Annotated in this window: 11 protein-coding genes; 1 reads left to right on the forward strand and 10 read right to left on the reverse strand. The window is 62.5% G+C overall.

Annotated elements, in window-relative coordinates:
• Nucleotides 1-29: 29 nt before the first annotated feature.
• The 6 genes from rplT to VEJ16_03345 all read right to left on the reverse strand — a co-directional run bounded on the left by rplT (nucleotide 30) and on the right by VEJ16_03345 (nucleotide 4,115).
• On the reverse strand, nucleotides 30-395 hold the full coding sequence (gene rplT, locus VEJ16_03320; protein ID HYB08682.1) for a 50S ribosomal protein L20: 366 nt from the start codon (nucleotides 393-395) through the stop codon (nucleotides 30-32).
• Nucleotides 396-398: 3 nt separating this feature from the next.
• Nucleotides 399-602 (reverse strand): 50S ribosomal protein L35, encoded by a 204-nt coding sequence (gene rpmI / locus VEJ16_03325; protein ID HYB08683.1) that lies wholly within the window; start codon nucleotides 600-602, stop codon nucleotides 399-401.
• A 254-nt stretch (nucleotides 603-856) separates the two neighbouring features.
• Nucleotides 857-1,060 carry a GYD domain-containing protein gene (locus VEJ16_03330; GenBank protein HYB08684.1) on the reverse strand — a complete coding sequence of 68 codons (204 nt, stop codon included), beginning with the start codon at nucleotides 1,058-1,060 and terminating at the stop codon, nucleotides 857-859.
• 216 nt (nucleotides 1,061-1,276) lie between these two features.
• A complete protein-coding gene (infC, locus tag VEJ16_03335) occupies nucleotides 1,277-1,792 on the reverse strand; it encodes a translation initiation factor IF-3 (GenBank protein ID HYB08685.1) in 516 nt (171 codons plus the stop codon).
• A gap of 173 nt (nucleotides 1,793-1,965) precedes the next feature.
• Nucleotides 1,966-2,910 carry a glycosyltransferase family 9 protein gene (locus tag VEJ16_03340; protein ID HYB08686.1) on the reverse strand — a complete coding sequence of 315 codons (945 nt, stop codon included), beginning with the start codon at nucleotides 2,908-2,910 and terminating at the stop codon, nucleotides 1,966-1,968.
• Nucleotides 2,907-4,115 carry a glycosyltransferase family 4 protein gene (locus tag VEJ16_03345; GenBank protein ID HYB08687.1) on the reverse strand — a complete coding sequence of 403 codons (1,209 nt, stop codon included), beginning with the start codon at nucleotides 4,113-4,115 and terminating at the stop codon, nucleotides 2,907-2,909. Before VEJ16_03345 ends, VEJ16_03340 begins: the two co-directional genes overlap by 4 nt.
• 22 nt (nucleotides 4,116-4,137) lie before the next feature.
• Here VEJ16_03345 and VEJ16_03350 point away from each other — a divergent pair, with 22 nt between their 5' ends.
• Nucleotides 4,138-4,917 carry an alpha/beta hydrolase gene (locus tag VEJ16_03350; protein HYB08688.1) on the forward strand — a complete coding sequence of 260 codons (780 nt, stop codon included), beginning with the start codon at nucleotides 4,138-4,140 and terminating at the stop codon, nucleotides 4,915-4,917.
• A gap of 6 nt (nucleotides 4,918-4,923) precedes the next feature.
• On the opposite strand, the gene VEJ16_03355 is transcribed toward VEJ16_03350, so the two are convergent.
• The 4 genes from VEJ16_03355 to VEJ16_03370 all read right to left on the reverse strand — a co-directional run.
• Nucleotides 4,924-5,796: an SDR family oxidoreductase gene (locus tag VEJ16_03355; GenBank protein HYB08689.1), complete on the reverse strand. Its 873-nt coding sequence runs from the start codon at nucleotides 5,794-5,796 to the stop codon at nucleotides 4,924-4,926.
• A 21-nt stretch (nucleotides 5,797-5,817) separates the two neighbouring features.
• Nucleotides 5,818-6,486, reverse strand: coding sequence for a glutathione S-transferase family protein (locus VEJ16_03360; protein ID HYB08690.1), 669 nt, complete (start codon nucleotides 6,484-6,486; stop codon nucleotides 5,818-5,820).
• Between the two features lie 95 nt (nucleotides 6,487-6,581).
• Complete coding sequence (gene gltB, locus VEJ16_03365) at nucleotides 6,582-11,135, reverse strand: glutamate synthase large subunit (GenBank protein ID HYB08691.1); 4,554 nt, start codon at nucleotides 11,133-11,135, stop codon at nucleotides 6,582-6,584.
• A 24-nt stretch (nucleotides 11,136-11,159) separates the two neighbouring features.
• A partial coding sequence (locus VEJ16_03370; protein HYB08692.1) for a hypothetical protein occupies nucleotides 11,160-11,348 on the reverse strand: 189 nt, incomplete at its 5' end.

Genomic DNA, 11,348 nt, shown 5'->3' on the forward strand with positions numbered 1-11,348 from the left:
TTATCAGCGCCACCTCGCGGTCGGTTCGATCAACCAGCCTTGGCGAGGGCCGCTTGGGCCTGGGACACCAAGGCCTTAAACGAAGCGGGGTCGCGAACCGCGAGATCGGCCAAGACCTTGCGGTCAAGCTCGACGCCGGCGACCTTGAGGCCGTGGACGAATTTACCATAGGTGAGGCCATGCTCGCGCACGCCTGCGTTGATACGCTGGATCCATAGCGCGCGGAAATCGCGCTTGCGGTTGCGCCGATCGCGATAGGCGTATTGCAGCCCCTTTTCGACCCTTTCGAGCGCGATGCGGAAATTGTTCTTGGCCCGGCCGCGATAACCCTTCGCAAGCTTCAAGACTTTCTTGTGCTTGGCGTGACGGGCGGAAGAAGAGGTTGCGCGCGCCATGACTCAGCCCCTCGCGTAGGGCATATAGCCCTTCACAAGCCGCTCATCGCCCTTTCGCAGCACAAACGTGCCGCGCGATGTGCGCTTCATTTTTTGAGGCCGCTTCGAAAGACCGTGACGCTTCAAGGCAACCGCCGCCTTGATTTTGCCGGACGCCGTGCGCTTGAAGCGCTTCTTTGCGCCGGACTTCGTCTTTAGCTTGGGCATTTTGCGTGTCCTTGTCGAGAGAGGTTGACGCTTCAAGAGCGGTTGGGCATGCCCTTTGTGGCCGCGCCGCTCGCAATGAAGCCGTGGGTTATACAGAGATAGAGGGCCGAAGGCAAGTGCCGGTTGGCAAACCGCAAGGGGCGTTGGCCTTCTCGAACTATCGTTCTTCCATGGGCCAAATGCCGACCCTGGGACTTCCGCAAAAAAATGCCCCGCCGGAGCGAGGCCCAGTTGCGGTATCGCATTTCTTGGACTCAGGCTACAGCAGCCAAGATTTTGTCGAAGTCCGCCTCGGGGAATACCTTGATCGTCGTGGTGCGCACGTTCCCCCTCGATGCCAGCGATAGAACGTACTTGGCAATGTCGGCGTCGTCCGCGGCTTCGGCCTGGATGATCAAGTCGAACGCACCCATGGCCAGTTGAGAGCTTTTGACCTGGACGCCGAATTTCCCGCCAATTCCCTCGCGGCGGCCCGGCGCTTCGGCGCCTCTTTGATGTTCCTGATCCCTTGATCGGTAAAATTAGCCAACAGAACGTATGAGGACATGACGTGCCTCCCTCGAAACAGAGGAGATGGACCTCGGCGGGTCCACGGGGAGGATTATGCCACGAAGTGCCCATGAGGTATCGAGGACCGACCCTGGGCAACGGCTTTGGCGCCACGACGGCATCCGCTATTTGGGCGCGATCACCATCGTCATCTGCCGGCCTTCCATCTTGGGGAACTGCTCCACTTTGCCAAGCTCGCTCAGATCGCCGCGCACGCGTTCGAGCACGCGCATGCCGATCTCCTGGTGAACGAGTTCCCGGCCCCGGAAGCGAAGGGTGACTTTGACCTTGTCGCCCTCTTCAAGAAACTTCACGACCGCCCGCATCTTGATCTGATAGTCGTGATCATCGATCGAGGGGCGCATCTTGATCTCCTTGATCTCGATGACCTTCTGCTTTTTGCGCGCCTCGTTCTTCTTCTTTTGCTCCTCGTACTTGAACTTGCCGAAATCGAGGATCTTGACGACCGGAGGTATCGCCCCCGGTGCTATCTCGACAAGATCGAGGCCTGCTTGCTCGGCTCGCCCGAGTGCCTGGGCGATCGAAACAACCCCGATATTTTCGCCATTTTCGTCGATCAGCCGCACCTCAGCTGCACGGATTTGCTCGTTGATCGCCGGTCCGTCCCGGGACGGCGTCATTTCAAAGGGGGGTCTAACTATTTAGTATCTCCTTCAAGCGAGGGCGCGCCAAACGACTCCGTCCTCCCGCGACGAGCCGTTCCGGTAAGCGCGCATGATTCCACCTGACTGCCGGAACCGCAGCCGGCCTAAGTCTAGTGATCGAACGCTGCCATGCAAGGCTTTCTTTACTGTTAAGAACAGGCTTCTTGGCGCGGAAGGGCGTCGAGCACCTCCGTTAATTTCAGCTCGTAAAGCCGCCGACGCCGGAGGATCGTCACCCGCGCGCCGCGTGGCGCGCACAGGGCCGGGTCCGATGCCCCCGAGAAAAGCACGAGCGATGGGCAGCCGGCTGCCGCCGTCAAGTGCATGGGCCCGGTGTCGTTGCCGACCGCGAGAGCTGCATCGCGCGCAAGGGTAATAATCTCGAGGATGTTCGTCTCGCCGGTGAGATCGCGCGCCGTCGCCGCGCGTGCAACGATCGCTCGGCCGAACGGCCGGTCGGCCTTGGTTCCGAGGATTACGGGAACGATGGCGGCACGCTCCAATTCATGGGCAAGCCCCGCATACCGCTCAAGCGGCCAGCGCTTCGCCGGCCGATGCGGCGAGGCACCGGGCACAAGAAGGGCATAACGCCCCGGCAACGCGAAGCGGCTTAGATCCGCCTTCGCCCACGACACGTCGGGCAATCCCACATCGCGGATTCCGGCGATGCGCAACTGATCCGCCTGGCGATCGATCGTGTGCATTCGCTCCCGTTCGGGATTGTTGTGATGATGCGAACAGCCCAGCACGATCCCCGACCATTCTGGCCACGGCCCGGGCCAAAAGAGACGGAAGTACCACCCGCTTCTGTCCGATGTTTGAAGATCGTAGACGCGCTCGAACAGCACCTCGCGCAAGCGGCGCCGAAAGCGCAGCCAAGCGCGGATCGCCAGTATCGGAGGCCGATCGTCGAGCCAAACATCGTCGAAATAGCCCGAGGACTGGCCGAGTTGCGCGAACGGCGCAGTCGTCAACAGGACGATGTGGGCATCTCCGTGGTGCCGGCGGATTGCCGCCATCGGACCCATTGCCTGGACGAAATCGCCGAGGGCGCCGAGCTTGATGACAAGAATACGCTGCCGTCCGGACGTCACGCGCTGACGACCGCGCGTTCGCGAAGCTCGTCATAAACCGCCAATGTGCGTTCGCACATGGTCTCCTTCGCGAATTGTTCATGGGCGCGTGCGATTACGGATTCGGCAAGCCGCTCCCGCACGCGAGGGTCGAGGGCGAGCGCCTGGGAGAGTGCTTCGGCGAGCGCCTCGGCATCGCCCGGTGTCGTTAGCCAGCTCATTTCGCTCGCGATCACGATCTCTCGCGACCCGCCGTGATCGCTTGCGATCACCGGCCGGCCCATCGCCTGCGCCTCTACCGTCACCCGGCCGAACGGCTCGGGCTCCGTCGAGGCCGACACGACGACATCGGAAAGCATATATGCCGCCGCCATGTCATTGCAGTGATCCACGATATGGACGATGGGCGTCAATCCCAGCCGCAGAATGCGGCGTTCAAGCTCCCTGCGATATCTGCTCCGCCCCTGATCGGAGCCGACAAGGACACATCTCACGTCGAGGCGCCCAAGCCGGGCCAAGGCGTCGAGCAGGACGTGATGTCCTTTCCACCGGGTAAGCCGTCCCGGCAACATGATGACGGGCATGCCATCCTGAAGGCGCCACTGTCGCGCGAGTTGAACGAGGCGAGACGGCGCCACATGCGCCGGATTGAAGACCTCGAGGTCGATACCCCGGGGAATGAGACGGATGCGGGCCGGGTCGACGCCGTAGCGCGTCTGAATTAGCGTTTCAATATGTTCAGAGATCGCAATGACCAGTTCACCCCGCACCATCACCGAGTTGTATAAGCGCTTGAGATAGTTGCCCTCGGAATACTTGCCGTGAAAGGTGGTGAGAAAGGGCCGGCCGGTGCGTCGTGCAGCGGCGATCGCACTCCACGCCGGCGCGCGGCTCCGTGCATGCACGATATCGACGTTGTTCCGTTCGACGAGATCGACAAGCCGGCCTACGTTCTTACGCATCACAAACGGGTTCTTGCTCGCAAGCGGAAGCACGATGTGCTCGGCTCCGGCGCGCGTCAGCTCTCGCACGAGCGGGCCGCCGGAAGACGCGACGAGCGCACGGCCGCCGCTGCGCACCAGGGCCGTCGCTACATCGACGCAGCCCCGCTCGGCACCCCCCGTATGGAGGGCTGGCAGGACCTGCAGAACCGTCGGCCGCTCGGCGCGTGTACGCCCGGTTGGGCGCTGCCCGGTCTCAATGCTAGAGTGCGTATCGATACCCATGCTGAATTGAACCGAGAAAGATATGCCTGTCGTGGAATCGCGCGACAACCCCCCGCTGCGACGGCTTGCGCGGCCGGCCGGCGGCACTATCGCGTATCACAAGTTGGATGGCCGGTCACCAACCGTCATGTTCCTTACCGGCTATCGCTCCGACATGAGCGGCGGCAAGGCGCTGGCGCTGGAGGCTCTTTGCAAACGCCGCGGCCAAGCGTACTTGCGCTTCGATTATAGCGGGCACGGGCAGTCCTCAGGTCGCTTCGAGGACACTGTGATCAGCGACTGGTTGGGGGATGCGCTCCTGGCGCTCGACTCCCTCACCACGGGCCCGGTTATTCTTGTGGGGTCGAGCCTCGGCGGGTGGATCATGTTGCTGGTCGCGAAGCGGCGGCCGGACCGCATCAAGGGCCTGGTCGGTATCGCCGCCGCTCCCGATTTTACCGAAGATCTGATGTGGCGTAATTTTTCGGCCGAACAGCGAAACGTCCTGATGCGCGACGGTATCGTTCATTTGCCGTCCGAGTACGACCCCACACCCACCCCTGTCACCCTCGCACTCATCGAGGACGGAAAGGCCAATTTACTGCTGACCGGCTCGATCCCCTTCGACGGTCCCGTGCGGCTCATCCACGGCCTTTCCGATCCGGACGTGCCGTGGCAAACATCGATGCGCATAAAGGACGGTCTGACGTCGGGGGACGTCGAGATCACGTTGGTCAAGGGTGCGGGGCACCGTCTTTCCGAGCTGCAAGACCTCGAGCGAATGTGCGAGACCGTTGCGAGACTTTGCGACCGGTTCGGCTGAGGCCGGTCAGGCCTCCCCTTCGAGAATCGCTTCGAGACCCGCGCGATAATCGGGAAATTGAAGTCGCACGCCGAGTTCACGCTTGATGCGCGCGTTGCTGACCCGCTTGCTGTCACGATAAAAGCTCGCGGCCATCGGCGAAAGCCCCGCCTCTCCGATTGGAATAAGCGCCGGCGGCTCGATCTTCAGAAGCTTGCACGCATAGGCGATGACGGCTTCGCCCGCAGCCGGGTGATCGTCGCACAGATTGTAGACAGCCCCAGGGTTCGGTCTTGCCGCCGACGCGCGCAGGGTGGCCACGATATCGTCGACATGAATTCGCGAAAAGATGTGGCCAGGCTTGGCGATACGCCTTGCCGTGCCCGCGCGCACGGCGTCGAGCGCGCTGCGGCCCGGTCCATAGATGCCGGCAAGACGGAAAATATGCACGGGCAGAAGGTGCGCTTCGTGGAGTGCGAGCCAGCCGGCTTCGGCCGCCGCCCGCCTGCGCCCGCGCTCACTCGTCGGCGACAGGGCCGAACTTTCGTCGACTTCGCCCCCTTCTCGATCGCCGTAGACGCCGGTCGTCGAAAGGTATCCCGCCCATTCAAGTCCCTCGAGCGCTGCGATATCGCGGCCGTGGCAATCGAGCACAAGATCGCCGTCGCCGTCGGGCGGCACCGAAGACAGGAGGTGCGTCGTTCCCGCGAGTGCCGCCCCGAAATCGCTGAGGGGATGGTCGCGATCGAATCGGTATGTCTCGATTTCGAGGTCCCCAAGTGCCGCCGCCGATTCGTTGCGGAAGGTACCGGCGACCCGCCAACCCTCCGCGAGCCAGCTCTGCGCCAGATGCCGCGCGGTATAGCCGAGACCGAAGACAAATAGTCGCCGTCCAGTCACGCGGCCCGCCGGAGCCAAGTTTCAGAAATCAAGATCGGCATAATGCGCCGCCGGCGGCGCGCCCGGTACATGGTCGGCCAAGATTGGGCGAAAGCTCGGGCGCGACTTGAGCCGCGCATACCACTCCCGCGCGCGAGGATGCTCGTCCCAAGGCACGTCGCCGATATAGTCGACGGCCGAGAGATGAGCACCCGCCGCGACGTCGGCCATCGAAAACGCCTCGCCCGCAAGCCAATTCCGGCGATCCGCGAGATAGCCAATATAATCGAGATGCGGATGAATGTTCTGGAGCCCGGCGCGAATCGCGTTGGAGCTCGGTTCGCCGCGGCCGAAAAGGCGCTTTCCCAATTTTTCGCCGACAAGATTGGCCGTCACCTCGCAGCCGAATTTATGGTCGAACCATGCCGCAAGTCGGCGAATCTCAGCACCTTCTTGGGGAGAGGCGCCATAGAGCACCGGTTCGGGATAAACCGCCTCCAAATATTCGCAGATGGCACTGCTGTCGACCACCGCGGTGCCATTCTCGTCGATGAAGACCGGCACTTGCCCCGCGGGATTGATAGCCACGAATTCGGGACGGCGTTCCCACACTTTTTCGATTTGCATTTCGAAGTCGAGCTTCTTCTCGCGAAGGGCGATCCTGACTTTTCGGGAAAAGGGCGAGAGCCAAAGGTGATAGAGCGTGCGCATGGGCGCTGGATTCTAGTGGACAGGCGCCGCGCCGTGTAGGGAAAATATGAAGAATCTCTCATGCGCGGTGCGGGCAGACGCCCGTCGTCCCTCGACTACGCCGTTGCCGCGGCTTTCGCAGCCCGGCTAACCGGATGGGCGAGTCGGCCGATCATCTCTTTGGGGACAATCTGCCAGAATCGCATCACCTCGCGATCCCAGTCATTGAGGAGACCGCTCGCGAAGCGCGATTGGGTGTTCTCGACATGCTGTTCGACGAGCTGGCGGCAGACGAGATCCCAATGGGGCATTTCGATGCGCTGCCAAAGAACGGTTTCCGGATTGATGTGCTTCGGCAGCCCCTCGTCGGCGTCGTAGACGAAACCCATGCCACCCGTCATGCCGGCCGCAAAATTGTCGCCGACCGGGCCGAGGATGACGACGGTCCCGCCCGTCATGTACTCGCACCCGTTCGAGCCGCAGCCTTCGATGACGGCATCGGCGCCCGAGTTGCGCACGGCAAAGCGCTCGCCCGCCTGACCGGCAGCGAACAATTTGCCTGCCGTCGCACCGTAAAGCACGGTGTTGCCCATGATGGTGTTGTCCTGGCTAGCATAGAGTGCGGCCGTCATGGGGCGCAGCACGATCGTCCCGCCCGAAAGGCCCTTGCCCACGTAGTCGTTCGCATCGCCGAACACTTCGAGCTTCAGGCCCTGGACGGCAAAGGCGCCAAGCGATTGGCCGGCCGAGCCTCTCAGCCGCACCGTGATGTGCGCGGGCGGCAGGCTCGACATGCCGTAGCGCCGCGTAATCTCCGAAGAGAGGCGCGTGCCGATCGCGCGGTAGGTGTTTCGAATGTTGTAGGCAAGCTGCATTTTCTCGCCGTCCTCGAGGAGGGCGGTCGCATCCTTGATGATCTGCGAATCGAGGGTATCGGGAACTTCGTTCCGGCTCTCGAGCGTGCAATAGCGCGGATAATCGCCGGGATCGGCTTGGGCCAGGATCTGGTTGAGGTCGAGGTCGTCGAGATGCGGGCTGCCGCGGCTGACCTGGAACAGCAGGTCGGTGCGGCCGATGATCTCATTGAGGGAGCGAGCGCCGAGCGAGGCAAGGATTTCGCGAACCTCCTCGGCGACGAATGTGAAGAGATTGACCACGCGCTCCGGCGTGCCTTCGAACTTCGCGCGCAATTTCGGGTCCTGGGTGCACACACCGACAGGGCACGTGTTCGAATGGCACTGACGCACCAGGATGCAGCCCATGGCAACGAGGGCCGCGGTGCCGACGCCGTATTCCTCGGCCCCGAGCATCGCGGCGATGACCACGTCGCGACCCGACTTGATGCCACCGTCGGTGCGAAGCTTCACCCGGTGGCGCAGTCGATTGAGCGTCAAGACCTGGTGAACCTCGGAGAGGCCCATCTCCCAAGGCGTTCCCGCGAACTTGATGCTCGACATGGGCGATGCACCGGTTCCGCCGACGTGACCCGAGACCAGGATCACGTCCGCCTTCGCCTTGGCGACCCCGGCCGCCACCGTGCCGATGCCCGAGCGCGATACAAGCTTCACGCATACGAGGCAATTCGGATTTATCTGCTTCAGGTCGTAGATGAGCTGCGCCAGGTCCTCGATCGAGTAGATATCGTGGTGCGGCGGTGGCGAGATGAGCATCACGCCCGGCGTGGAATGCCGCAGCTTGGCGATCATCTCGGTCACCTTGAATCCCGGCAGTTGCCCGCCCTCACCGGGCTTGGCCCCTTGCGCCACCTTTATCTCGAGTTCGCGGCAATTATTGAGATATTCGGCCGTCACGCCGAAGCGGCCCGACGCCACTTGCTTGATCGCAGAGTTCGGATTATCGCCGTTTGCCTTGGGCTTGAAGCGGGTCGGGTCCTCGCCACCCTCCCCGCTGTCGGCCTTGGCGCCGATGCGGTTCATCGCGATGTTGAGCGTTTCGTGCGCTTCCGGCCCGAGGGCGCCCAGGGACATGCCCGGGGTAACGAAGCGCTTGCGGATTTCGGTGATCGATTCGACCTCGTCGACCGAGATCGGCTGACCCTTGGGTGCGAAGTCGAGAAGGTCGCGGAGAGAAATGGGTGGAAGCTTGCGCAGTCCGTCGCTGTATTTCTTGTATGTCGAGTACGAATCGCCCGCGACCGCGGTCTGCAGCGTATGGATGAGCGAGCCCTGGTAGGCGTGCGTCTCCCCGCCACGGCGGTACTTGTAAAACCCGCCGACGGGAAGTGCCGCGAAATCCTCGGCGTAGGCGCGCTCGTGCATTTCACAGAGCTTGCGCTCGATGCCGCTGAGGCCGATACCCGAAATGCGCGACGGCATGCCCGGGAAGAACTCGGCCACAAGGGAACGCGAGAGGCCCAGGGCCTCGAAATTGTACCCGCCGCGGTACGAGCTGACGACGGAAATGCCCATCTTCGACATGATCTTGAGGAGGCCCTGATCGACGGCGTATTTGAATCGGTGCACCACCTGATCGAATGGGAGCGAGCCAAAGAGGCCGCGACGGTGGCGGTCGGCGAGGGTTGCCTGGGCGAGATAGGCGTTTACCGTCGTAGCACCAACCCCGATCAGGACGGCGAAATAATGCACATCCATGCACTCGGCGCTGCGCACGTTGAGCGAGCAGAATGTTCTGAGCTTTTTGCGCACGAGGTGCGAGTGCACGGCGCCAGCGGCGAGGATCATCGGGATCGCCGCGTTGGCGCCGTCAACACGGTCGTCGGAAAGTATGACGTGCTGGGCCCCTCCCCGCACGGCATCCTCGGCCTCCTGGCGAATGCGCGAAATCGCCTCGCGAAGCGCCCCGTCGCCCTTGCGCCAATCGAAGGTGCAATCGATATCCGCCGCACTTGAGCCCATATGACTCCGCATGGCCTCGAATTCGCCGTTCGAGAGCACGGGCGAGCTCAACTGGAGAAGCCGGCACTGGGATTCGTCCTCGTCGAGGATGTTGCCGAGGTTGCCGAGGCGCGTGACGAGGGACATCACGCGGGTCTCGCGCAAGGAATCGATCGGTGGGTTCGTGACCTGGCTGAAATTCTGCCGGAAATAATGATGAAGCCCGCGGTGCTGTTCGGATAGGACGGCGATCGGCGTGTCGTCGCCCATCGAGCCGACCGGCTCCTTGCCATCTTCCGCCATCGGGTGCAGCACGAGCTCGAGATCCTCGAGCGTCCAGCCAACCGAAAGCTGATGCCGGCGCAGATCCTCGCGCTGAAATTCGACCCGCTCGTCGGCTCCCTTCTTGAGGAGACTGTCGAGCTTCTTGATCTGCTTCACCCATTGGCCGTAGGGACGCTCCTTGGCGAGTGCTTCTTTGATATCCTGATCGTGATAGAGCTTGCCGCCGCGCAGATCGACGGCAATCATCTGGCCGGGCCCGACGCGGCCCTTCTCGACCACGTTCGCCTCCTCGAGTCGGACCATGCCGGTCTCCGAGCCCACGATGACGAGGCCATCCGCCGTGATCGTGTAACGCATCGGCCGCAGGCCATTGCGATCCATGCATGCAACCGCCCACTGCCCGCCATAGGCGCAAATCGCGGCCGGTCCGTCCCACGGCTCCATGATCGCGTTGCAGTAGGAATAAAGATCCTTGATCGCCTGGGACATGTCCGCCCTGTTGGCCCACGCCTCGGGCATCAGGATTGTCTTCACCATCGGCACGGTACGGTTCGCCCGGACCATCACCTCGAAAACGGCGTCGAGCGCCATCGAGTCCGAGCTGCCGGGCTGGATGATGGGCAGCAGGTCGGCCATGTATTCGCCGAACCATTCGTGCGCCATGCGCGGCTCATGCGCCTTCATCCAGTTGATGTTGCCGAGGAGCGTATTGATCTCGCCGTTGTGGGCGAGCATTCGGAACGGTTGCGCAAGCGGCCAACTGGGGAAGGTGTTCGTCGAATAACGCTGGTGATAGATCGCGAAGTTCGAGACGAAGCGCTCATCGAGCAGGTCCGGGTAGAATGCGGTGAGCTGCTCGGCGAGGAACATACCCTTGTAGATGATCGAACGGCAGGACAGCGAGCAGATGAAGAAATCCCGAATGCTTTCGGCGAGGATTTGCTTCTCGATGCGCCTGCGAATGATGTAGAGCTCGATCTCGAATTGGCGAGCGTTCAATCCCTTGGTATTGTCGATCAGGATCTGCTCGATCTCGGGCCGCGTCGCATTCGCCTTCTCGCCGATGACCGAAATATCGATCGGCACCTGGCGCCAGCCGAAGATACCGTAGCCAAACGCCAGGATTTCCGTCTCTACGATGCAGCGGCAACGCTCCTGGCCTGCGAAATCGGTGCGCGGCAGAAAGATCATGCCGCACGCAAGACGGCCCTCGCCCGGTTCGTGTCCCGTATGGCGGATATGCTCCTTGAAGAAATTTTGCGGGATCTGGACGTGGATGCCAGCTCCGTCGCCGGTCTTGCCATCGGCGTCGACGGCGCCCCGGTGCCACAGCACCTTGAGGGCCGCAATACCAGCGGTCACCACATCCCGGCGCGGCTTTCCATCTATGGCGGCGACAAGTCCTACACCGCAGGAATCGTGCTCGTCGCGGGGATCGTAGAGCCCTTCCCTGGCAAGTATTTCGGCGTTCCTGCGATACGCTTCGACGAAGCGGAGGCCGTCATTCTCGTTCGATCGGTTGCCGTCCATGGCGGAACCTCCCCTCGCTCGATCCTATGGCCGCACCGCGGCCGTGCCTCCAGGAGCGGCGGCTTCCGAAGCGGGAACACGAACACCCGCCGCGAGCGTGATCGGAATGTAGTTTGCCATCCGCGCCACGCGGTCGATCCAGCGATTGACCGCGGCGTAAGGTGCAAGATCGAAGCCGCCCTCGTGCGCCACGTGTGTGTAGGCATAAAGTGC

This window comes from Alphaproteobacteria bacterium (assembly GCA_035625915.1).
Lineage (GTDB): Bacteria > Pseudomonadota > Alphaproteobacteria > JACZXZ01 > JACZXZ01 > DATDHA01.